Source organism: Bacillus sp. SH7-1, assembly GCF_008042405.1.
Taxonomy (GTDB): domain Bacteria; phylum Bacillota; class Bacilli; order Bacillales; family Bacillaceae_G; genus Bacillus_A; species Bacillus_A thuringiensis_N.
On sequence record NZ_QNUD01000035.1, the window covers coordinates 73487 to 94328 of the forward strand.

Genomic DNA, 20842 nt, shown 5'->3' on the forward strand with positions numbered 1-20842 from the left:
TACTTCTTATTATAGTGTCACTATTTCACACTATTTGCAATTGTACTTGCGATGTTTTGTAAATTTTCCATTGTGTATTCATTTTGATGTGATTTCCAAACAGCACCGAAACCATCGTTTTCACCGTAGCGTGGAATTAAATGAAGGTGGAAGTGGAACACAGTTTGTCCAGCTTTTTCACCGTTATTGTTAAGTAGGTTAAAGCCAACTGGATTAAACTCTGCTTTAATTGCATTTGCGATTTTGGGAACGACAGCAAAAATGTGTGATGCGATTTCTGGCGTTAATGCAAATATGTCTTGTTTGTGAACTTTCGGAATAACAAGAGTATGTCCTTTTGTTACTTGACTAATATCTAAAAATGCAAGCACATGTTCATCTTCATATACTTTTGAGCAAGGGATTTGCCCGTCAATGATTTTGCAAAAAATACAATTATCTGCTGTATGATTCATCGATCTCATCCTTTCAAATATCCTTAGCCGTATTTTACCATAATTACATAAGAGAACAAACACGAAAAACAGGAAGCTGACTCAGCTTCCTGTTTTCTGAAGAGGGATTGAAAAAGCATTATCGTAATTTACGTTTCGCAGACACCTCATTTATTTAAGAAATGCACGGTAAATCGGCTAAAGTTTCTGCCGTAGACACCCCATTTTCAAGTGAAATGAATTGCAATCTTTCATAAAAGGAATTTGTTTATTTTTTAAAACAGTATATGCTCTTTCGGAGACACCCCGTTTCTAAAATGAAACAAATGATCTGGTTATGTGTAAATTTCTTTGTCCAACATGGACACCCCATTTCATGATGACTTAACTATGTTGTTGTACTCATCAATTGGTGGTCGCTTTTTCAATGTGTTCCTTCTTCATTAATTATGATGTCCGCTTTCGTAAAAATATATGCGAACAAATTTAAATTTTTTTTAAGACATCGATACTATGTAGTACAGCGCCATTTTTGGTAAGATGAATATAGAATGAATACTAATGAAGAAAGTGGTGTCGTATGAGCGAGTTATTGCGTGTAGAAAATGTTACAGGAGGATATACGAAGCGACCTGTACTAAAAGATGTTTCGTTCTCTGTTAATAAAGGCGAACTTGTCGGCTTAATCGGTTTAAATGGAGCTGGTAAAAGTACGACGATTAAACATATTATCGGTTTAATGGAACCGAAAAAAGGAACTGTCACAATTAATGGGAAAACAATTCGTGATGATATGACAGCGTACCGTTCTAGTTTTTCGTTCATCCCAGAAACACCTGTATTATATGATGAGCTAACGCTAGAAGAACATTTGAAGCTAACAGCGATGGCGTACGGTGTCGATGAAAAACAATATGAAGAACGTGTAGGACAACTATTACAAGAATTTCGCATGAAAAATCGTTTGAAATGGTTTCCGTCTCATTTCTCAAAAGGGATGAAACAAAAAGTAATGATTATGAGTGCATTTTTAGTGGAACCATCACTTTACATTGTGGACGAACCTTTCGTAGGGCTTGATCCGTTAGCGATTCAATCACTTCTTCAAATGATGGATCAAATGAAAAAAAGCGGTGCAGGAATCTTAATGAGTACACACATTTTAGCGACAGCAGAGCGTTATTGTGATTCGTTCATTATTCTGCATCAAGGTGAAGTAAGAGCGAAGGGAACATTAGCTGAACTACAATCACAGTTTAATATGCCAGGTGCAACGTTAGATGATATTTATATTGCATTAACGAAGGAAGAAGACTATGAATAGCACAGCGTTATGGAAAGAACGATTTCGTCACTTTCTACAAGAAGTTCGTACATATAGTAAATACGTATTTAATGATCATTTGAAATTTATTTTTGTTTTCATCATCGGCGCAGGAGCGTATTATTACCAGCAATGGTTACAAACGTTAACACCTTCGTTCCCGACAGCGCTCGTGATGGCTATATTAATTGGACTCGTTTTAACGGCTGGATCGATTCAAACGTTATTGAAAGAAGCAGACCTCGTGTATTTATTGCCAGTTGAAGAAAAGTTAAAGCCTTACTTCACAAAGGCATTTTTCTTTACGTTTATGATTCAGTTATACATAATCGCTATCGTAGCAGCAGCGCTTGCTCCGTTATATTTCCAGCAAATGAAACAAACAGGTGCTGGCTACATATGGCTCGTACTTGTGTTTGTCATTGTAAAAGCGTGGAATTTATTCGTGGCATGGGAAAAATCATTTTTAACAGATCAAAATATACAAAGAGCCGATTGGTTCATTCGTTTTATTTTAAACGCCTTATTTGTGTATTTCCTTGTAGAGCGTACTTCCGTTATGTTTATTGCCGGAATCGTCCTTCTCATGGTGTTATACCTCGCTATTCTGCATCAGATGGTGAAGGGGAAACCACTAAACTGGGAGTATTTAATTTCTGAAGAAGGTAAGAAGATGATGCTGCTGTACCGCATCGCGAATATGTTCGTTGATGTACCAGCATTAAAAGAGAGAGTAGCACGTAGAAAATGGCTTGATTTCATTCTGTCGATGATAGGCGAAAAGCGTACATATTTATACTTATATACGAGAACGTTTTTAAGATCTGGTAACTATTTCGGCTTATATGTGCGCCTGCTCGCTCTTGGCGGAGTTATTCTTTACTTCATTCCGTTTTTATATGGACGATTTATCGTAAGTCTTATCTTCCTATATTTAATTGGTTATCAGCTATTAACTTTATGGAAGCATCACCGCATGAAGATTTGGCTTGATTTGTACCCAGTAGGCGGAGAAGAGAAGAAGAAAGATTTTCTTACTTTATTAAATGCAATTCTTATTACAGGTAGCGTTATATTTACAATTATATTTGCACTTGCTACGAAAGATTTCATGATGACGGGAATTTTACTAGTCGTAAGCATAGTATTTAGTATCGGTTTCGTTTATCAATACGGGGCAAAACGTATTGAGCGTTTAAATTGAAGGGAATGAACCTATGATTACATATGAAGAAAAGGTTATAAAAGAACTGGAGCAGTGGAAAGCTACATTCATGAAAGATTCTTCTATGATGACACGGTTCTCAAAGAAAGTGCAGACGAAAGTACAACAGCTTATTCCGGCGAAAGTGCAAAAAGTATTAACAGAAACGATTCGGATGATGGTACAAACGATTAGTGCCGGATCAAACTTTATAAAGCCGAAATTAAAAGAGACGAACTGGTCATTGCAAAGACGAGATGATGAAGTACGTAAAAAAATGGATGAGTACAAAAAAATAGCAGCGGCAGAAGGAGCAGGGACGGGAGCAGGTGGTATTCTCCTTGGCCTTGCTGACTTTCCGCTTTTACTCGGCATTAAAATTAAATTTTTATTCGATGCAGCAACATTGTACGGATTTGATACGAGTAACAAAGAAGAGCGCCTTTTTATCCTTCACGTTTTCCAACTTGCCTTTTCAAGTGACGACCACCGAAAAGAAATATGGAAAGCCATCGAAACGTGGGATACAGAAGAAGAAAACCATATGGACTGGGAAAAGTTCCAAACAGAGTACCGAGACTATATCGATTTAGCAAAAATGCTTCAGCTCGTACCAATAATCGGTGCCCCGGTCGGCGCGTATGCGAACTATCAATTACTGCAAAGACTTGGGGAAGTGACGATGAATTGTTATCGTATGCGATTGTTGAATAAGGATTAAAAAGAAAGCATCCTAAAATTGTGATTTAGGATGCTTTTTTGTTTAAATGATTAATGCTTCAAAAGAAGAAGGTATAATTCGGATTGTCTTTTTAGCGTTTTAGGCTGAAATTAGTGGTGGAGGTAGTTGACATGTAATAAGGTAATTATGACTCTAGATGATCTAATCCCCATCCAACAACTGAATAATTTTGCCGTTTACTAATTGAAACAAAGAATTTTCTGTTTTTCTGGTCTTTTACATGACCAGAAACTCGAATCATACCACCACTAACGGCAGGCCTGATATCAACTTTAGTCACTATAACATCAATATTTTCTTTTTTCTTAATATGTTCTATGGCAGCTGTAGCAGCTTTTTCTTTTGTAATATTTTTATCATGAATAGATGATATGATATAGCTTATTGTTAAAACTATAATTGCTAAAATGATTGAAAATATAATGTTATTCTTTTTTAATTTATCCATATTTCCCCTCATAGAATAAGGGAATGCAGTGCAGATCAGCATACAAGCATTCCCTTGCTATAATTATGTTATTTTATGTATTTAATTGTTAGGATTTTATTATAAGTTACAATTAGCTTATTTTTCTCATTAAATTTATCCCCAATATGAGACTTTATAATTTTGGATTTTATTTATTACAACGTAATGTTTCTTTTGTTTATTATTTTTATCATAGCCGCTAACTCTAATAGAACCTGCGAGTTCTAATTGGTAAATTTCAACTTCAGTTACTACGAAATCTATATTTTCCCTTTTTTTCATGTGTTGTATAGCAACTTCAGCAGCTTTTTCTTTTGTTATATTTCTGTCATGAATACTTTTTGCTGTACATCCTATAGTTAAAGCGATAATTGTTACAATGATTAAAATGATAATATTTTTCTTTTTTAAATTACCCATATTTCCCCTTCTCAAATCAATTTATGATGATGGGTCCTAAATATTAAATTAAAAGAAGCGCTTATAAAATTACTTCTTTTGCTAATAATCAATGGGGATGAACAAAACCTCCACCGAATAAAGTTTCACTTTATTCGTCGCCCCAATATTCGACTTTATAGTTTTGGGATTTATTTATTACAACGTAATGTTTTTTTTTTTTATTGTTTTTGTCATATCCTCTAACTCTAATAAAGCCCGCAAGTTCTAATTGTTGAATTTTTACATCGGTTACCACAAAGTCTACATTTTTTTCTTTCTTCATAGTTTCTATTGCAACTTCAGCAGCCTTTTCTTTTGCAGCATTTTGGTCATGAATAAACTTTGCTACATAACCTATAATTAAAATCATAATTATTACGGATAATAATATGAAAATATTTTGTTTCTTATTGAGGATCATCTAAATTCCACCCCATGATAGAGTAATTTTGTTTTTTACTTACTGTGACATAAAACTTTCTTTTTTTATCATTTTCCGCATATCCTCTAACCTCAATAAAGCCTCCTTGAAAAGCTGGTTTTGTATCGATTTTAGTTACTATAACATCTATATTTTCTCTTGTTTTTATATGTTGTATTGCAGCTTCAGCAGCTTTTTCTTTTGTTGTATTTCTATTGTGAATAAAGGATGTAGTACAGCCTATGGCTAAAAATATAATTGCTAAAATGATTGAAATTATAACTCTTTTCTTTTTTGATTGATCCATATGTATCTCCTGAAATTTCTTTATATTATTTTTTATAAAGAAATAATATAAAACGAATCGTGAACTAATCGTGTTCTAGTTCAAAATTTTTCGTGGTTGAAATGGTACTGATATGATAGTTATTAGCGTATTCAACTGCAACACTAAATTCTTTGTTTTTGTCATCCGTTACATAACCAGATATAAAAATTGTTTGCAGATCATTTGGAGTGAATTTATGTTTAGTAATAGTTACATCTACGTTTTCCTCCTCCTTGAAGTATTTAATGGTTTCTTCTTTAGCTTTATTAATGATTTGTTGTTCATCATTCTTTGGATTTATTGTACACCCTCCTAAAGTAGCAAATACTAAGATTAAAAGGAAATAAAAACTAATTTTTTTGAATTTGATAACCATTTTCTCCCTCCAATGATATTGTCCCAGTTATTAGGATATATCATTTTTTACAAGGAGGGATTGTTTTGAAAGAAAATAATAAAAATACAGATGAAACCTTTTTTCGTTTATCCAAATAGGAATTGATTTGTTTTATAAAAAAGACATCCTAATCACACATTTAGGATGTCTTTTTGTTCTAATGATTAATGTTTAAAAGGAAAATTTCAGATTGTCTATTCAGTGTTTTAGGCTGAAATTAGTGGTAGAGATAGAACCGATATTATAATCATCTTTATAATCAATTGAAGTAGTAAATTTCTTATTTGTATCATCTTTGATATGACCAGTTATAAAAATAGTTTCGATATCATTAGAAGGAAATCTATGATTCGTAATAGTCACTTCTAAATTCTCTTTTTCTTTAAAATATTGAACTGTAGTTTCTGTTGCTTTATTAACTATTTGTTGTTCCTCATTCTTTTTATCCATCGTACATCCCCCTAAAATACTTAAAAAAAATATAAAGAATAGAAAAAAACTAGTTTTTTTGATTGTAATATTCATATTTATCCTCCAATAATGACATCTTGATTATATAAAATATCGTGATAGAAGGAAGGTTTTTAGTGAAAAAAGCACTCACTTTTTCTGGTAGCGGGTGTTTTTTAGTTTTTCTTTCTTATAAGGGACACTCCTGAATGAAAGAAGCAAACTTAAATAGTTATGTTGAAGTGAAACTATTAGATTTAGTAGTTTAAATCAAAACCTTCAGATGTGGAAATGGAACCGATGTGATAATCATTAGCGTATTCAACATCTGCCGAGAATGTTTTATTTTTATCATCTTTCACATGCCCTGAAATCCAAACACTTTGAAAGTCCTTCGGGGCAAATTGATGTTTAGTAATCACTACGTCTAGATTTTCTTTTTCTTTAAAATATTGAATTGTAGTTTCTGTTGCTTTATTAATTATTTGTTGTTCATCATTTTTTTGATTTATCGTACATCCCCCTAAAATACTTGAAATAAATATAAAGAATAGAAAAAAACTAATTTTTTTGATTGTAATATCCATATTTACCCTCCAATAATGGCATCTTGATTATATAAAATATCGTGATAGAAGGAATGTTTTTAGTGAAAAAAGCACTCACTTTTTCTGATAGCGGGTGCTTTTTATTTCTTATAAAGAACATTCTTGAATTAAAGAAAAAACTTAAATAATTATGTTGACGTGAAACTATTAGATTTAGTGTTTAAAATTCAAATTATTAGACGCTGAAATAGAACCAATATGATAATCATTAGCGTATTGGACTGAAGCGGTAAACTTTTTACTTTTGTCATTTGTTACATAACCTGAGATAAGGATAGTTTGAAAATCTTTTTGTCCAAATTTATGATCAGTGATTGTTACATCTAAGCCCTCTGTTTCTTTAAAATATTTAATGGTTACCTCTTCTGCCTTTGCTACTATTTCTTTTTCCTCATTTGTTTTATTATTCATACTGCATCCTCCTAAAAGGATAAGTGTAAGGATAATGAATAATCTTATACCATTTTTTTTCAATCAAAATCCCTCCATTAATGTTATTCTATATTTAGAATATATTAAAATATCTGGTAGTGGGGATATTTTGAAGGAAAATGATAAAGTTTTAGATTCTTGTTATTATTAGCTGTCAAGGTTTGCTTATCGTGGTGATGAGAAGTTAAGAAACAGTATTGAGGTCACTGAAAAGAAAGGTAATTGATAAACTAATTCATAAGGGAAAAACTGATTTATCTAGTGATGAAAAAGCATGTTGGGAAGCGATGATACAAGCGGAAAAAATCTTGTTAGAAGATGGTGCAGTAGCTTCTTTCTATCAAACGGGACGCTCATACTTATAACGATCGGCTATTAAAGGGCTTGTGACGAATGATTTTGGGGGAGAATTTAATTTTAAATGGACTGAAGTTAAATAATGAAATGACATTGCTGTATGATAGTAACTAAAAAGAGCCTCTAAGGAGGCTCTTTTTTAACTAGTCCATAAAAAAGAAACTCTAGTGAGTATTTAATGACCTAGTTTTTTCATTCTAGACTTTCAGAATATGTTCTAGAAGTGACTCTATAATCACTATCTCCATATTCGACATGCACTGTAAATGCTTGAGTTTTATCGTCTTTAACATGTCCTTTTATAAAAACAGTTTGAAAATCACTCGGAGCAAATTCATATCCAGTAATTACTACATCTAGATTTTCTTTTTCCTTAAAATATTTAATGGCTGTTTCATTTGCTTTTTCTACTATTTTTTGTTCTTCATTTTTTTTATCAGTATTCATACTACATCCCCCTGAAAATATGATTGTAAAAATTATGATTAGTCCTAAATAATATTTTTTCAATTATCATTCCTCCATTAATGTTATCCTATATTTAGAATATATTAAATTTTCTAGGAGGGGAAATGTTTTGAGTGAAAATAATAAAGTTTTAGATTCAAGCTATTATCAGCTGTCAAGGGGCGCTTATCAATCTGATAAGGATTTAGCAAAAGGATTTGCTGTCTTAGACAGGGATGGGAATACTATACAAAAGTGGGGAACAAGTGAAACATTCCACGACAAACAAACCGGAATGGACGCAGTAGTCTTTGAACGAGATGTCGATGGGAAAAAGCAAGTTATGGTAGCTTTCCGAGGTACAGAAGGGGACAAAATTATAGAGAAAAACTCTTTAGGCATTCCGATGAAGCCAGGGGAAGGCATGAAGGATTTAAAAACGGATACTAATCATTTTGTATTACGAGAAGGTGTTCATGAACCAGCAGCACCTCCTGTAGCAGGAACTGAGAATGCAGATTCAAAGAAATATTGGAATGAAGAGAATGAGCGCTGGGAAACACATAATCAATTCGAACAAGCTGAAAGGGTCATGAAACAAGTAACGGATACATATAAGGGCAGGGATGATGTGGAGATATATACGACGGGTCATTCATTAGGCGGCGCCTTAGCTGAATATGCAGCGGCATCTAATGACAATGTAAGATGTATGTCATGGAATGCACCGAGTGCAAAACATTTGTTACCGCCTGATTTACAAGAAAGAGCTAATAATGGAGAATTTAAAGGTAGAATTGTTTCGATTGTTCACGGATCAGATTCAATCGGTTATGGTCCTTTTGGTCCATATGATGGTCATATAGGTTCAACTTATGCTGTTACACCACCTGTTACGAAAGAAGCCCTTTCTAAATTACCATTGGAACAAAGACTATTGTTTGAAGCTAATCGCTTTTTGGACTCCGTAAAAGATAAACCTGGATTTCATTATCAAAATAATAAGTATTTTAAGATGGGTAAAGATGGAAATTTGTCAAGTTCATATCTTTTGAATTTAGATACAGGGGAAAGAGTATATGATTCACCTGGTAAGTTATTAGGCGGGGGAGAAATTCGTGTAGTTGTAGAGAATCTAGAACAAGCTGTAAGAGATATGAAGCGAAACGCGCAAGAATTTCAAGATAGAGTACCGAGGTTAATTTCTAATATGATGACATTATTAGAAACGGCTGAAAGTAGACGGGTAGAAGCTAAAGTAAATAATATACGCGCACATGTAGAGCATTTAAGTTTTTGGTACATACGAACAGCCACGGAAATTTCAGATTTTATTGAGAAGAAAGCCGATGATTATAAGAAGACAGATCAACAATATTAAGGGAGAAGATTAGGATGCCGAGAATTTACTTAAATGAAGAAGCATTGAACCAAGCCTTACAGCAATTTGACCATATGATTCAAGACTTAAATCATAATAAAAGAGTTGTAAGTAATGTACATAATTTACTCTTATCAAGCTGGTCGCAACTTGGAGTGGGGAAGAAGGCCATTAGCGATTTAGAATCTTTTAAAAAAGATATCGAAAGAAGAATGGAAGAATTAGAGTCTGATAAAAGAGAGTTAAAGGGTGCGATTGATTTATTAAAAGCGTTAGATCAAAGTTATGATTACATGGGGCCTAAATATTAGATTACAAGAAGCACTCACAAAGGTGCTTTTTGTAGTTTAACTGGATGAAAGATTACTGTAGTAATTATGGAGGAATATGATTCCGATTCATAAAGTAAATGGAGAAAGTAATATGTAGTTTTGAATCAAACTTGCAAACAATAATCTTTTATTTTACAATTCACTTACCGACCGGTAAGTAAAAATAAGTGAGGTACAGTATGACAAAGAATTTACAAACATCGCAAAATATTGTAGAGGCTTCATTTAAACTCATGGCAGAGCACGGTATTGAGAAGATGAGTCTTTCCATGATTGCGAAAGAGGTAGGTATTTCAAAACCAGCTATTTATTATCATTTTTCTTCTAAAGAAGCGTTAGTTGATTTTTTATTTGAAGAAATTTTTTCTGGATATCATTTCGTGAGTTATTTTGATAAAGAGCAATATACGAGAGAAAATTTTGCAGAAAAGTTAATCGCAGATGGTTTACATATGCTCTCTGAGTATGAAGGACAAGAAGGAATACTGCGCGTTATAAATGAATTTATCGTAACTGCGGCGCGAAATGAAAAGTATCAGAAACGCTTATTTGAAATACAAGAAGAGTTTTTAAATGGTTTCCACGATCTATTGAAGAAAGGTGTGGGACTGGGCGTTGTGTCACAAGGTGCAACGGAAGAAAATGCTCATACGCTAGCACTTGTAATTGATAATATGAGCAATTACATGCTCATGGGATTTCAGTTAAAGTATAAAGAAATTTGGATTCGAAATGTGAAAAACGTTATGAAGGAGGAGTAAAGATGAAAATGCAAAAAAACTGGTGGCTCGGTTTTCTTGGGTTTATTGGGATTTATAAAATTCCAGGCATGATAGAAGCTTTTCAAGCGGATGGAAATTGGATGAAGTTAATCGGTTTCATTTGGCTACTTTGGTTCGGATATTTTATTCCAGAGAAGAAAGAAGATTAAATTTCAATTTTATGTAAAGTTATGTAAAATATAGATTGAGACTATTCATATATTAGATTACTAGATTTGGAGTGGTTACATGGATCCATTGAAAAATGAAATTCATCCTGACATGGTCAAGGTGTGGAAAGTTCGGGCTGTAATAGAAGAAGGGATCGGTATTCTTGTCATTTTAGCGTACCTTTTCCTCATGATAAAGTTTGATTGGTGGGCGTGGATTTTGTATGTGATGATTGGGCTAACAGTTGTGTTCGCGCCATTTTCGTACTTCTTATTCCCAAAACTACGTCAACGTTATTACAGCTACCAACTAAATGAAGAAGAACTTGAAATTCAGCACGGTCTTTTCGTCGTAAAGCGCGTATTAGTACCGATGATTCGTGTGCAGCACGTTACGATTGAACAAGGGCCGATTATGAGAAAATATGGCTTAGCAGAATTACACATTTCAACAGCAGCAACTTCTCACAGCATCCCAGGTTTAACGATGTATGAGGCAGAAATGTTGAAAACGAAAATCGCAGAATTAGCGAAAGTGAGTGATGAGGATGTATAAGAGGCAGCATCCAATCACGATGTTATTAGAATTAAAAATAACAGACTTTATACCATTTATTATTTTTCTCTTTAGTTTAAAAGGAAAGTTCCCATTTTGGTATTTAGTTCCTATCGGTTTTGCAATAATCACGATTGTTTCAGCTATCGTAGGCTGGTATTACAAAGTATACTGGGTTGAAAATAACGTATTACATGTGAAACAAGGTCTCTTTGTGAAGAAGGAGAGCTACTTAAATAAAGAACGTGTTCAAACAATTAATACAAGCTCTAACGTGTTATATCAAATGCTTGGCTTAAAGAAAATCCAAATCGAAACAGCTGGCGGGGGCAATGATGCAGAAGTAAGCTTAGCTGGAATTAAGGAAGATGAGGCGAAGGAGCTTATTTCCTTACTAAATGAGCCAACTCCAGAAGTGAAAGCAGAAGAAACGTTAGATGAAGCAACAGAACATGCAGTAGAAAAACAAACGACAGAATATAAATTGACTTGGAAAGAAATTTTACTAGCCTCTGTTACATCGGGTCAGTTTGGGCTATTATTCTGGTTAATCTTTTTCGTGTATCACCAAGTAGATGAGTACATTCCGAAATGGATAGAGAATGACGTAAAGTCGTATGTAATGGAATATGATATATACGGCTGGATTTTCATGGTAGCTATTTTGCTCGTCCTTTCGTGGATTATATCTACAATCGGTTATGCGCTAAAACATGGAGATTTCACAGTAAATCGAAGAAATGACGAAGTACGCATTTCACAAGGATTACTTGAGAAAAAAGAACTCGTCCTAAAGTTACATCGTATTCAAGGGATTACGATAAAAGAAAGTATTTTACGTCAGCCATTCGGTTATTGTGCTGTGCAAGTAGAAGTGATTCAAAGTAAGGGAACGGATGATGAAAAAGAAAAAGTTACACTGCATCCAATCATTCGAAAAGATCGAGTACAACAGTTACTCGCGCATTTACAACTACCGTACGAACTGAATACAAACATTATTTCATTACCAAAAGCAGCATTACGCCGCTATCTCATTGATAGTTTCATCTTCTTCGCTATGCTAGCTATCCCGCTTATTGGTATAAGTATATACTTTGAAAAGCACTTCATCATGTGGGCATTAATTCCGCTCGTGATTCTCATCTTTACACTTGGTTACGCAACATTTAAAACAAATGGTTACAGTGTAGATGAAGAGCAAATTACACTTGTATATCGCAGCATCGGAAAATATACAGGACTTATTAGAAGAAGACACGTCCAATCGCTGGAAAAGACGCAATCCTATTTCCAGCGCCGCGCGGATTTATGTACGTATAAATTTTCGAGCGCATCATCGAGTTATAAATTAGAGCATACGAGAGTAGAAGATGCGGAGAGAATGCAGGATTGGTATAAGAAGAGAATAAGTGAGAATTAAGTGGAAGGGCTCGTCTTTTGCGGAAGGCGAGTTATTTTTCTATGTAAAAATGATAGGAAATAATTAATAATATATGTAACGCAAAAAAGTGAGGTGAGCAGGATTGGGAAAATTTTTAATTCCGTATTCCCATTCTTTATTAAGCTTATTTATTTCAATAACGATAATTCAAATATACGATGAGAAGGGGATTTTTGAAGGAGAGCTATTTTCTATTTTTACGAATCTTTTTATTGCTATGGCCCAAATGTTGGCTGCTACTTTGATAGTTGGAGTCCCTGTTGTTTTAGTTGGATGTCTTCTTGGGGAGCTATTGTTTAGGTGCGTTATTTTACCTATAAAGCTACATTTTATCCCATCCTTAATTTTATATATTCTTTTAGCTATAAGTATTGTTTTTTGCTATGAAGTTATATCTGACGGGGTTCCTACAACATATGAAAATACTCGTATTATTAAAATGATGTACTTTATGGGATTAACTATAATTTGCTCTATTACATTTTTAGTAAGTAGGACTACATATGAAGGGAAATAAGGTGATTATATGAAATACACCTGTCCATGCTGCGGATATCAAACAATGGAAGAAGAACCACCAGGTACATATGAAATTTGTAATATATGTTATTGGGAAGATGATGAGGTTCAGTTTAATGATCCTGACTTTGAAGGCGGAGCAAATGAAGTTTCGTTAAGACAAGCACAGAAAAATTTCATTACGTTCGGTGCTTGTGAGGAATGTTTTGTGAAATCAGTTAGAAAGCCGACTAGTGAAGATGTGAAGGATGCTAGTTGGAAGCAAATTTGTTAAATAGATTAAAATAAAAATGTTATTACTCGATGTAACAGGAGTAATAACATTTTTTTATGTAGTGAATAAGGGAATAGGAGACCAATTATAAAAAATATTATAGTTTCTAGAGATGTGAACAGAGGTTTTGAATTGATTTTAAGTTGATGGAGCAAAATAAAACGAATTTAGCAAAAAAACTTGCAAAACTAAAAAGGGAGTTGTATATTAATTGACATATCAAATATTGATATGTCAATTAATATTTTGATAAGAAAGAAGGCGGAATTTTATAAAGTTAAAGCGAAGATAGTATAAATTTGATATTAGGACGTAGAGGGGGCACAATACTGTGGAAATAATCGCAGCTATTTTAGTCGGGATCGTAGCATTAGAACATTTATTTATCATGATCCTCGAAATGTTTTTTATGAATTCAAAAGTGGCAAAACGTGCTTTTCAACTACCGGAGCATTTAGAAGGAGATCGAAACGTAGCCATTATGTTTGCAAACCAAGGTTTATATAATGGATTTTTAGCCGTTGGTCTCATTTGGGGACTTATACTTGGTTTCAATTCAATTGGCTATATGATTCAATTATTTTTTGTAATGTGTGTGGTGGTAGCAGCTCTTTTCGGCGGTTTCACATCTAATAAATCAATTATTGTGAAACAAGGACTTCCAGCTATATTAGCGTTGATTGCCCTTTTAATTGTGATATAGAACCAAAGTGTTTGAATAAAAGAACTCATTTTTGAAAAATACGCTATTCTTTCTGTAAGCTCATAGGAAAGAATAGCGTATTTTTTCATTTTAAGGGGAGAGTTGTGATCCGATATCTTTCAATTTAAGAAGTTTATAACATCCGAAAATAATAACTTTGTATCTTTTCACTTAGAAATGTAAATTCCCTCTTTTTATGGCGAGATTGTTATGAAAATACGTATTACATTAAGGATTGGAACTGGATTAACGCTTTAAAATATAGAAAGTGGGGAAAATAATGTAAAAAAACTATTGTATGTTTAAAAACATTGTGTTACATTTGTGTTACAAAGAGGTTACAAAACGTGACTTTTGTTACGGTTTGTTTTCTGTTGTTTTTCGGTATGTTACGAATTAAGCTGCGTATCCAATCAACCGAGAATATATAAAGTTAAAAGAATACCAAACTAAAAATAGTTTTTCTATGTGTATAAGAGTGTGTGTAGTAAAGAGCCTGGTGAGAGCTTTACGCACATTATTAAAATTCCTTTCTGTCTTAAAAGAAGAAGAAAACCAACTACCAACTATTGAGGAGTTTTAACTAATGATAGTAAATGAAATGTACTTCCTTTCCCACACACAATGTAGTACATATTTACTTTCAGTCTAATTACTACACAGACTTTTATACATATGACGTTATTGTTTTAGGTATACATAGGGGGAGAAAAAATGAGGAAGTTATTAACGGTAATTGGAATTACATTTTTAATGTTAGCAGGATGTAGTAATGGAGATTTTGAAAAAGAAATGGATGCAGGGAAGACCGCGTTAACGAATAAAGAATATAAAAATGCCTTATCATCATTTGAACGAGCGCTAGATGAGAAAAAAGACGATTCAGATGCAATAGTGCTTGTAGAACAAACGAAAATCATGATGGAAGCTGTGAAGTTAAAAGAAGAAATAAAGATAGAAGAATCAATTCAATCATTTGAAAAAGTAGAGAACACGAAGAATGGAAATACTACGCTTATAAAGCAAGCCAAGGAAGAACGAACAGCATTATTAGCCATTTTAGAACAAAAAAAGAAGTATAGCGAGCAACTGACGAAAAGTGAAGAGTTAATAAATAAGAAAGATTATGCAGAAGCGAAAGAGACATTAAATAAGCTAGTTTCAGAAACAAAAGATAACAAGAATCTTGAAGAATATAATAAAAAGGCTGTAGGATTAATCACTAAAATTGGTGAAGAAGTAAAAAGTGCAAAGAGTGAAACAGCAGCGAAGGCACAAAAAACAAATGCAGTAACGAGTCAAAAGGTAGCAACAGAGAATAATAAAAAGGTAGAAGCAGACAAGACTCAAAAAGTAACAACGGAAAATAATAAAAAAGTAGAAGCAGACAAGACTCAAAAAGTAACGACAGAAAACAATAAAAAGGTAGAGACAGGAAAAGCTCAAGATGATTTTACTTTTGAGAAAGCTACAGCATATATCAAAAATGAATATAAAGAAGATTATGATTACACGCTAGAGAATACGCAAGTAGAGAATGGAAAGAAATATTATCAAATTAGAGTGCGTACGACATATAAAATAGAAGGTGCAGCTGGATCAGGGTTTACTGGTGTATTCAAAGTATTCGAAGATGGTACAATTATTGAAATGCACTAAAATAGAGATAATAAAGAGGTATCCTCCGTACGAGGATACCTCTTTACGTTTTAAATCGTTCTTTTTGACTAATCTTTAATAATCAATCCCAATAAAGATGCAAACTGAATAGCTTGGTGTGGTGATACTTTACATCCTCTTAGGTTGTTCACTGAAACCGTAAGTGTATCAAAAGTAGAAGAACTAATATCTATTCCTTTCAGTGATGTTTGATCAAAATTTGCTTCGTCAAGGCTGCATGAATCAAATTCAACTTTCTTTAGCTTACAGTCAAAAAAGTCTGCATTATTTAATGAAGTTTCATTAAATATAATCTTTTCTAGTTTAGAATTTCCAAATGAAGCTAAATTCAAAATTGAATTTTCAAATTCAACATTCCCTAAGCTAGATTCTGTAAAATTAACTCCAATTAATTTACTGTTTTTAAATTCGACTCTGTGAACAGAAGAATTGCTTAAATTAACATTTGATAAATCACAGTTCTCAAAACAAACATCTGTAATATCGATATTGCTAAAGTCTGTATTCGTAAACTTAGAATTCTTTATCACTGCACTATATAAACGCACTCTATCTACAGATTCATTTTCAAAAGTGGAATCGACGATTTCACACATTTCTAATGTTGAATCTTCATCATAAAAAATATCGTGAAAACTCTTTAACGATAACTCGGGCGAAATTTTTGGTCTATCAATTTTCATATTATATCCTTCTTTCATTGAATTAGTTAGCTAGAAAAAATGGTATGTCTTATAGAAAGAGCTGTATAGAGATTCTCTCTCTTTTTATACTACGCTTTTATTAACTTTAGCAATAAAACATAGTCATGTATGCTCTAAAAAGTTAACGGTTCATTTCACGTTGCAGTATTTCAAAAAACAACGATACATGATAGCCATCTACTGTTGTATGACCTATTTTCTATTATCCTTTCATTAACTTTAACGATAAAATAATAATGTCTCCCTTTAGAGGAGAGTCAAGAATAAGGGGGCAAAATAAATTTGGAAATTTATTTTCTATTGGTGAAGTTGCTAATATGAAAGGCATTACAATAAAAGCTTTAAGAACGAGTACGAAAGAACTGCAAAAAAATTTTACGGAAAAGAATATGGATGAATTATTAAAATGTTTAGCATGAAAAAGAGAAGAAACTATGCGAAAAATAAAAGAGATGCAAGCAGTCATTCATACGATTGATAAACTAGATAATAGTGTACAAGTCGCTAAAAAGGTATTAGTACATAATCAAATAACAATACAGTATTTTGAGCAACGTTATATCGTCACTGCTCCATGCAAAGAAGTGGGTAATTTTAAAGGATTCCTATATTATTCAGATGTAGATAAAATGATTCAGGAGAGAAATTTAGAAATAACGATGGAAATTGGTATAGCATATACCATTCATTCAAAATACAGATTTAAACCAAAGTATGCTTTTTCTGTATTATGTAAATATGATTACACACAGAAAGAGCAAAATATAGATATATTACCAGAAGGTAACTATTTGATGCTGGCCTATAAAAAGAATAATAAAGCAGAAAGTATGGAGAAATTAAAAGATTATATAGAGAAAAATAATGTAACAATCAAAAATTGCATTGAAGTGGAATTATTAGATGAGTTTTTTAGTACGGATTCTTACAGTTGCCAAATGCAATTGCTTATCGAGAATGAGTGAAAACGCACTTTAGAGTATACTCAGAAATAATATAAACTAGGAGATGAGGCTCGGTTATGTAAGTACAATTGTTGAAAAGGTATCCTCAAAGTATGTGAGGATACCTTTTTAGCAGAAAAAAAGGCATCTAGCAAAAGTACTAGATGCAAATAAAAACACAAGGGAAGATAAAATTCTTCCCTTTTCCCGTAAGTAATTATATCAAAAAATTTATAAAAAACTAGCTTTATTTTTAATATAATTGATGTGTGAAGCTATGAAAGTATAAGATTACACTGTTTTGGTAGTGTTTTGTTGAAAAAGGAGCTGTATATATGATTAATTTTAAACCAGAAAATTTGAACCAACTATTAAAAGTGATGCTCATTAGTGCGAATAAGTCCTATGATGCGATTACAGATTATGAATGTACGGGAGAAGCAGTAGTATTTCGTATAGACTTCGAATATATTGACGTTTCTTTAATGATTGTAGATATGTTAGGAAGATCAGCGGCGAGATTTAACATTTTGCCATTTGCTAAGCCAGATACGAATGAGATAGATTATATTCAGTTTCAAGTGTATTCCATTAATGAAGGGAATTTTAAAGAAGTTCTTGATACGATGTAAAAAACTATAATTTTACAAATATGTATATACCAACTAATATATAAGTAATAAATTCATATAATTGGAGTGGTGAGATGCAGCCGTTAGAAAGGGAGATTCATTCTAATATGCTGAAAGTGTGGCGAATTCACGCTTTAATTGGGGCAGCAGTTATACTAGCAGTCGTAATTGCGTATTTCTTTTTTATGATCAATTTTAATTGGTGGGGTTGGCTGTTCGGGTTGTTAGTAACAGGCGCTATTACGTTTATCCCGCTTGATTATTTTGTATTTCCAAATTTACGTCAGCGCTATTATAGTTATAGATTAAATGAAGAAGAGATTGAGATTCAAAAGGGAATGTTCGTTGTAAAACGCGTACTCATTCCGATGATTCGCGTGCAGCACGTAACGATTGAACAGGGCCCGATTATGAGAAAGTATAATTTAGCAGAATTACATATTTCAACAGCAGCAACTTCTCATAGTATTCCAGGTTTAACGAAAGAAGAAGCAGAGCAGCTAAAAAGACAAATTGGAGAACTTGCGAAAGTGAGTGATGAGGATGTATAAGAGGCAACATCCGATCACAATTTTATTAGGTATTCGAATTGCGACTTTGTTGCCTTTTATTTTTCTTGTTTTATTTCGATCAGATGGTCAAGTAGAACCGTGGTATTTCTTACATCTTGTTCTTTTGTTTGTATTATTCATTATGGCTATTTTCTCAGCTATAAAATGGTATTTTAAAGTGTACTGGGTTGAAAGTAATATTTTACATATAAAGCATGGTGTGTTCGTTAAGAAAGAAAGTTATTTAAATAAAGAACGTGTGCAAAATATTAGTACATCTTCTAACATCATCTATCAAATACTTGGACTAACGAAATTAAATATTGAAGTAGCGGGCGGCGGTAATGAGCCAGAAGTGATGTTAGCTGGTATTAGAGAAGAGGAAGCGAAGGAACTGATAGCCTTATTACATAAAGAAAGAAGCGTTGTGACTGAAGAGACGCCAGCGGCAGAAGAAAGTAAGACGGTATATCAGTTAACGACGAAAGAAATTTTAGTAGCATCTATTACATCTGGTAGATTTGGATTAGTATTTTCTATGTTAGTCATCCTTTACACAGAATTTAATCAATTTTTACCAGAATGGCTCATCAATAAAGTGGAAGCGTATGTGATGGATAACGGTGTATATGAATTAATCGTTATGGCCGCGATTTTAATGATAGTTTCGTGGGTCATTTCTACAGCTGGCTATGCATTAAAATATGCGAACTTTAAAATAGAGCGAAATAGAAATGAAGTTCGCATCGTGCAAGGATTATTTGATAAGAAAGAGTTTGTGTTAAAATTATACCGCATTCAAGCGATTACAGTGAAAGAAGGCATTCTCCGTCAGCCTTTCGGTTATTGCTCTGTCGAAGTAGAAGTCATTCAAAGTATAGAATCCGCTGGGAATGAAGTGATGTTACATCCTTTTATGAAGAAAAAAGATGTGCAGCAGTTACTTACGTATTTGCAGTTGCCGTATGAAATGGAAGAGGAAATCGTCCATTTATCCAAAGTAGCATTGCGCCGTTACGTAATAATGGGATGGATTACAAGTGCCGTGCTCGCACTGCCAATCGTCGGTGTGAGTATATATTTTAAACAAAATATCGCGTTATTCACTCTGATACCACTATTTATTATATTTACGTTACTTGCATACGCTCGGTATACAAGTAGTGGTTATATGATACGAGACAATCAGTTAGTAATGGTGTACCGAGGACTCGCGAAATATACAGGAATCATGCGAAGAAGGCATGTTCAAGCAGTAGGATATAGTCAGTCGTATTTTCAAAAGAAAGACGAGCTATGTACAGCTGTCGTATCGGTAGCGGGGCATCCTTACAAAGTGAAGCATATGCAAAAAGAAGATGCGCTTCGTATATATAATTGGTACAAAGAAAAAGGAAACACCAGTGTGTAATGGTGTTTCCTTTTTGTGTCGTGAATTGTCGATAAGTCGATATATTTGGAAAATCGTTGATATAATTTGAGTTGCGCTGATATATCCAGGGAATCGCTGATATATTTCAAGTTGCGCCGATATATTCGAAGAATCGCCGATATAATTTCATATACCGTGGTCTCCACACCCCGAACCAAAAAACTTAAACTACTACATCAAAAGTAGTCACAAATGATGGACGAGAGAAAATACTTTTCTGTTGCTCTGCATGTGGATGTGGATGCGCCGGAGCTTGTCCTTCTGCTTGTGCGGGGCGTTTTTTATGAGCATTTTCGAATGAACGTGATTCTGTCCAGTCTTTAAAGTTTTGCTCTGTTTCCCACATCGTTAAGATGACGTATGTATCGTTACTTAATGGGCGTAGAACGCGGATCGCTTGAAATCCTGGTTCGTTTTCAATAAGGCCTGCGCGGTTTTTAAAACGGTTTTCAAATACTGGGCGACCTTCTTCTGTTACAGAAATGTTGTTACAAACAATATAGCCAGGTTGACCTTTAAATTCCCCAACAGCGTCTAGTACATCATACCTAAGAGATCCTTCTACAGATTCTTCTGTATTTTCTTTATAAAACATATCTTTTTCATTATTTTTTGCAGTGAAATGTGCTTGTTCTAGAGGTGTTTCGTATGAAATAATAGCCTTCATTTTAATGCCCCCTTACTTATTTGTTTCTATTATATCAA

At 33.4% G+C, this 20842-nt stretch carries 28 protein-coding genes and 2 pseudogenes; 18 read left to right on the plus strand and 12 right to left on the minus strand.

Features of this window, described 5'->3' with window-relative positions:
* Window positions 1-20: 20 nt before the first annotated feature.
* Window positions 21-455 carry an HIT family protein gene (locus DN390_RS24050; RefSeq protein WP_001016829.1) on the minus strand — a complete coding sequence of 145 codons (435 nt, stop codon included), beginning with the start codon at window positions 453-455 and terminating at the stop codon, window positions 21-23.
* Between the two features lie 559 nt (window positions 456-1014).
* Here DN390_RS24050 and ecsA point away from each other — a divergent pair.
* Genes ecsA through ecsC form a run of 3 tightly spaced genes read left to right on the plus strand, consistent with a single transcriptional unit; the run spans window position 1015 to window position 3683 of the window.
* A complete protein-coding gene (gene ecsA / locus DN390_RS24055; RefSeq protein WP_053565078.1) occupies window positions 1015-1758 on the plus strand; it encodes an ABC transporter ATP-binding protein EcsA in 744 nt (247 codons plus the stop codon).
* Complete coding sequence (gene ecsB, locus DN390_RS24060) at window positions 1751-2962, plus strand: ABC transporter permease EcsB (protein WP_147808687.1); 1212 nt, start codon at window positions 1751-1753, stop codon at window positions 2960-2962. Before ecsA ends, ecsB begins: the two co-directional genes overlap by 8 nt.
* Before the next feature lie 13 nt (window positions 2963-2975).
* On the plus strand, window positions 2976-3683 hold the full coding sequence (gene ecsC, locus DN390_RS24065) for an ecs operon protein EcsC (RefSeq protein WP_044792652.1): 708 nt from the start codon (window positions 2976-2978) through the stop codon (window positions 3681-3683).
* A gap of 145 nt (window positions 3684-3828) precedes the next feature.
* Here the strand turns inward: ecsC and DN390_RS24070 are convergent, their stop codons facing one another.
* The 8 genes from DN390_RS24070 to DN390_RS24105 all read right to left on the minus strand — a co-directional run bounded on the left by DN390_RS24070 (window position 3829) and on the right by DN390_RS24105 (window position 7292).
* Window positions 3829-4152, minus strand: a complete 324-nt coding sequence (locus tag DN390_RS24070; protein ID WP_086421035.1) for a hypothetical protein — start codon at window positions 4150-4152, stop codon at window positions 3829-3831.
* Between the two features lie 135 nt (window positions 4153-4287).
* Window positions 4288-4593: a hypothetical protein gene (locus DN390_RS24075; protein ID WP_078417610.1), complete on the minus strand. Its 306-nt coding sequence runs from the start codon at window positions 4591-4593 to the stop codon at window positions 4288-4290.
* 130 nt (window positions 4594-4723) lie between these two features.
* Complete coding sequence (locus DN390_RS24080; RefSeq protein ID WP_147808688.1) at window positions 4724-5035, minus strand: hypothetical protein; 312 nt, start codon at window positions 5033-5035, stop codon at window positions 4724-4726.
* Entirely contained in the window at window positions 5022-5342 is a 321-nt protein-coding gene (locus DN390_RS24085; protein ID WP_147808689.1) for a hypothetical protein, read from the minus strand. The genes DN390_RS24080 and DN390_RS24085 overlap by 14 nt, the downstream gene beginning before the upstream one ends.
* Window positions 5343-5406: 64 nt before the next feature.
* Window positions 5407-5739: a DUF1433 domain-containing protein gene (locus DN390_RS24090; protein ID WP_147808690.1), complete on the minus strand. Its 333-nt coding sequence runs from the start codon at window positions 5737-5739 to the stop codon at window positions 5407-5409.
* Window positions 5740-5958: 219 nt separating this feature from the next.
* On the minus strand, window positions 5959-6285 hold the full coding sequence (locus DN390_RS24095; RefSeq protein WP_147808691.1) for a DUF1433 domain-containing protein: 327 nt from the start codon (window positions 6283-6285) through the stop codon (window positions 5959-5961).
* A gap of 182 nt (window positions 6286-6467) precedes the next feature.
* Entirely contained in the window at window positions 6468-6797 is a 330-nt protein-coding gene (locus tag DN390_RS24100) for a hypothetical protein (protein ID WP_060629846.1), read from the minus strand.
* Window positions 6798-6971: 174 nt separating this feature from the next.
* Window positions 6972-7292, minus strand: coding sequence for a hypothetical protein (locus DN390_RS24105; RefSeq protein WP_060629847.1), 321 nt, complete (start codon window positions 7290-7292; stop codon window positions 6972-6974).
* 173 nt (window positions 7293-7465) lie between these two features.
* On the opposite strand from DN390_RS24105, the pseudogene DN390_RS30810 reads away from it, so the two are divergent.
* Window positions 7466-7690, plus strand: a pseudogene (locus DN390_RS30810) (peptide ABC transporter substrate-binding protein); the annotation flags it as partial.
* Between the two features lie 109 nt (window positions 7691-7799).
* Here DN390_RS30810 and DN390_RS24110 read toward each other — a convergent pair.
* Window positions 7800-8054, minus strand: a complete 255-nt coding sequence (locus DN390_RS24110) for a hypothetical protein (RefSeq protein WP_001090712.1) — start codon at window positions 8052-8054, stop codon at window positions 7800-7802.
* Window positions 8055-8184: 130 nt separating this feature from the next.
* Between DN390_RS24110 and DN390_RS24115 the strand changes: the two genes are divergently transcribed.
* The 10 genes from DN390_RS24115 to DN390_RS24155 all read left to right on the plus strand — a co-directional run bounded on the left by DN390_RS24115 (window position 8185) and on the right by DN390_RS24155 (window position 15853).
* Entirely contained in the window at window positions 8185-9435 is a 1251-nt protein-coding gene (locus DN390_RS24115; protein ID WP_147808692.1) for a lipase family protein, read from the plus strand.
* Window positions 9436-9449: 14 nt separating this feature from the next.
* Entirely contained in the window at window positions 9450-9746 is a 297-nt protein-coding gene (locus tag DN390_RS24120; RefSeq protein WP_001137435.1) for a hypothetical protein, read from the plus strand.
* Between the two features lie 200 nt (window positions 9747-9946).
* Window positions 9947-10528 carry a TetR/AcrR family transcriptional regulator gene (locus tag DN390_RS24125; RefSeq protein ID WP_097949489.1) on the plus strand — a complete coding sequence of 194 codons (582 nt, stop codon included), beginning with the start codon at window positions 9947-9949 and terminating at the stop codon, window positions 10526-10528.
* 2 nt (window positions 10529-10530) lie between these two features.
* Window positions 10531-10698, plus strand: coding sequence for a hypothetical protein (locus tag DN390_RS30815; protein WP_016716715.1), 168 nt, complete (start codon window positions 10531-10533; stop codon window positions 10696-10698).
* A gap of 79 nt (window positions 10699-10777) precedes the next feature.
* Complete coding sequence (locus DN390_RS24130; RefSeq protein ID WP_000371358.1) at window positions 10778-11254, plus strand: PH domain-containing protein; 477 nt, start codon at window positions 10778-10780, stop codon at window positions 11252-11254.
* A complete protein-coding gene (locus DN390_RS24135) occupies window positions 11247-12677 on the plus strand; it encodes a PH domain-containing protein (protein WP_147808693.1) in 1431 nt (476 codons plus the stop codon). The genes DN390_RS24130 and DN390_RS24135 overlap by 8 nt, the downstream gene beginning before the upstream one ends.
* A 103-nt stretch (window positions 12678-12780) precedes the next feature.
* Window positions 12781-13215 (plus strand): hypothetical protein, encoded by a 435-nt coding sequence (locus DN390_RS24140; RefSeq protein WP_147808694.1) that lies wholly within the window; start codon window positions 12781-12783, stop codon window positions 13213-13215.
* Between the two features lie 9 nt (window positions 13216-13224).
* Window positions 13225-13491 carry a CPCC family cysteine-rich protein gene (locus DN390_RS24145; protein ID WP_048554093.1) on the plus strand — a complete coding sequence of 89 codons (267 nt, stop codon included), beginning with the start codon at window positions 13225-13227 and terminating at the stop codon, window positions 13489-13491.
* Window positions 13492-13822: 331 nt separating this feature from the next.
* Window positions 13823-14194 (plus strand): DUF1304 domain-containing protein, encoded by a 372-nt coding sequence (locus DN390_RS24150; RefSeq protein ID WP_060629854.1) that lies wholly within the window; start codon window positions 13823-13825, stop codon window positions 14192-14194.
* A 714-nt stretch (window positions 14195-14908) separates the two neighbouring features.
* On the plus strand, window positions 14909-15853 hold the full coding sequence (locus tag DN390_RS24155) for a hypothetical protein (protein ID WP_147808695.1): 945 nt from the start codon (window positions 14909-14911) through the stop codon (window positions 15851-15853).
* 68 nt (window positions 15854-15921) lie between these two features.
* Here DN390_RS24155 and DN390_RS24160 read toward each other — a convergent pair whose 3' ends face one another.
* On the minus strand, window positions 15922-16557 hold the full coding sequence (locus tag DN390_RS24160; protein ID WP_097949495.1) for a pentapeptide repeat-containing protein: 636 nt from the start codon (window positions 16555-16557) through the stop codon (window positions 15922-15924).
* A 257-nt stretch (window positions 16558-16814) separates the two neighbouring features.
* On the opposite strand from DN390_RS24160, the pseudogene DN390_RS24170 reads away from it, so the two are divergent.
* The 4 genes and pseudogenes from DN390_RS24170 to DN390_RS24185 all read left to right on the plus strand — a co-directional run bounded on the left by DN390_RS24170 (window position 16815) and on the right by DN390_RS24185 (window position 20116).
* Window positions 16815-17543, plus strand: a pseudogene (locus DN390_RS24170) (MerR family transcriptional regulator).
* Window positions 17544-17857: 314 nt separating this feature from the next.
* Window positions 17858-18154 carry a hypothetical protein gene (locus DN390_RS24175; RefSeq protein ID WP_060629857.1) on the plus strand — a complete coding sequence of 99 codons (297 nt, stop codon included), beginning with the start codon at window positions 17858-17860 and terminating at the stop codon, window positions 18152-18154.
* 74 nt (window positions 18155-18228) lie between these two features.
* A complete protein-coding gene (locus DN390_RS24180) occupies window positions 18229-18705 on the plus strand; it encodes a PH domain-containing protein (protein WP_001182711.1) in 477 nt (158 codons plus the stop codon).
* The gene (locus DN390_RS24185; protein WP_147808696.1) at window positions 18698-20116 is read left to right on the plus strand and encodes a PH domain-containing protein; all 1419 of its coding nucleotides are present in this window, start codon (window positions 18698-18700) and stop codon (window positions 20114-20116) included. The genes DN390_RS24180 and DN390_RS24185 overlap by 8 nt, the downstream gene beginning before the upstream one ends.
* A gap of 184 nt (window positions 20117-20300) precedes the next feature.
* Here the strand turns inward: DN390_RS24185 and hmoB are convergent, their stop codons facing one another.
* Window positions 20301-20804 carry a heme-degrading monooxygenase HmoB gene (gene hmoB, locus DN390_RS24190; protein WP_147808697.1) on the minus strand — a complete coding sequence of 168 codons (504 nt, stop codon included), beginning with the start codon at window positions 20802-20804 and terminating at the stop codon, window positions 20301-20303.
* Window positions 20805-20842 lie beyond the last annotated feature (38 nt).

Excerpts from the sequence above, each read along its gene's own strand:
- DN390_RS24050 (WP_001016829.1), bottom strand. The coding sequence starts at position 455 with ATGAATCATACAGCAGATAATTGTATTTTTTGCAAAATCATTGACGGG.
- ecsA (WP_053565078.1), top strand. The coding sequence starts at position 1,015 with ATGAGCGAGTTATTGCGTGTAGAAAATGTTACAGGAGGATATACGAAG.
- ecsB (WP_147808687.1), top strand. The coding sequence starts at position 1,751 with ATGAATAGCACAGCGTTATGGAAAGAACGATTTCGTCACTTTCTACAA.
- ecsC (WP_044792652.1), top strand. The coding sequence starts at position 2,976 with ATGATTACATATGAAGAAAAGGTTATAAAAGAACTGGAGCAGTGGAAA.
- DN390_RS24070 (WP_086421035.1), bottom strand. The coding sequence starts at position 4,152 with ATGGATAAATTAAAAAAGAATAACATTATATTTTCAATCATTTTAGCA.
- DN390_RS24075 (WP_078417610.1), bottom strand. The coding sequence starts at position 4,593 with ATGGGTAATTTAAAAAAGAAAAATATTATCATTTTAATCATTGTAACA.
- DN390_RS24080 (WP_147808688.1), bottom strand. The coding sequence starts at position 5,035 with ATGATCCTCAATAAGAAACAAAATATTTTCATATTATTATCCGTAATA.
- DN390_RS24085 (WP_147808689.1), bottom strand. The coding sequence starts at position 5,342 with ATGGATCAATCAAAAAAGAAAAGAGTTATAATTTCAATCATTTTAGCA.
- DN390_RS24090 (WP_147808690.1), bottom strand. The coding sequence starts at position 5,739 with ATGGTTATCAAATTCAAAAAAATTAGTTTTTATTTCCTTTTAATCTTA.
- DN390_RS24095 (WP_147808691.1), bottom strand. The coding sequence starts at position 6,285 with ATGAATATTACAATCAAAAAAACTAGTTTTTTTCTATTCTTTATATTT.
- DN390_RS24100 (WP_060629846.1), bottom strand. The coding sequence starts at position 6,797 with ATGGATATTACAATCAAAAAAATTAGTTTTTTTCTATTCTTTATATTT.
- DN390_RS24110 (WP_001090712.1), bottom strand. The coding sequence starts at position 8,054 with ATGAATACTGATAAAAAAAATGAAGAACAAAAAATAGTAGAAAAAGCA.
- DN390_RS24120 (WP_001137435.1), top strand. The coding sequence starts at position 9,450 with ATGCCGAGAATTTACTTAAATGAAGAAGCATTGAACCAAGCCTTACAG.
- DN390_RS24125 (WP_097949489.1), top strand. The coding sequence starts at position 9,947 with ATGACAAAGAATTTACAAACATCGCAAAATATTGTAGAGGCTTCATTT.
- DN390_RS30815 (WP_016716715.1), top strand. The coding sequence starts at position 10,531 with ATGAAAATGCAAAAAAACTGGTGGCTCGGTTTTCTTGGGTTTATTGGG.
- DN390_RS24130 (WP_000371358.1), top strand. The coding sequence starts at position 10,778 with ATGGATCCATTGAAAAATGAAATTCATCCTGACATGGTCAAGGTGTGG.
- DN390_RS24135 (WP_147808693.1), top strand. The coding sequence starts at position 11,247 with ATGTATAAGAGGCAGCATCCAATCACGATGTTATTAGAATTAAAAATA.
- DN390_RS24145 (WP_048554093.1), top strand. The coding sequence starts at position 13,225 with ATGAAATACACCTGTCCATGCTGCGGATATCAAACAATGGAAGAAGAA.
- DN390_RS24155 (WP_147808695.1), top strand. The coding sequence starts at position 14,909 with ATGAGGAAGTTATTAACGGTAATTGGAATTACATTTTTAATGTTAGCA.
- DN390_RS24160 (WP_097949495.1), bottom strand. The coding sequence starts at position 16,557 with ATGAAAATTGATAGACCAAAAATTTCGCCCGAGTTATCGTTAAAGAGT.
- DN390_RS24175 (WP_060629857.1), top strand. The coding sequence starts at position 17,858 with ATGATTAATTTTAAACCAGAAAATTTGAACCAACTATTAAAAGTGATG.
- DN390_RS24180 (WP_001182711.1), top strand. The coding sequence starts at position 18,229 with ATGCAGCCGTTAGAAAGGGAGATTCATTCTAATATGCTGAAAGTGTGG.
- DN390_RS24185 (WP_147808696.1), top strand. The coding sequence starts at position 18,698 with ATGTATAAGAGGCAACATCCGATCACAATTTTATTAGGTATTCGAATT.
- hmoB (WP_147808697.1), bottom strand. The coding sequence starts at position 20,804 with ATGAAGGCTATTATTTCATACGAAACACCTCTAGAACAAGCACATTTC.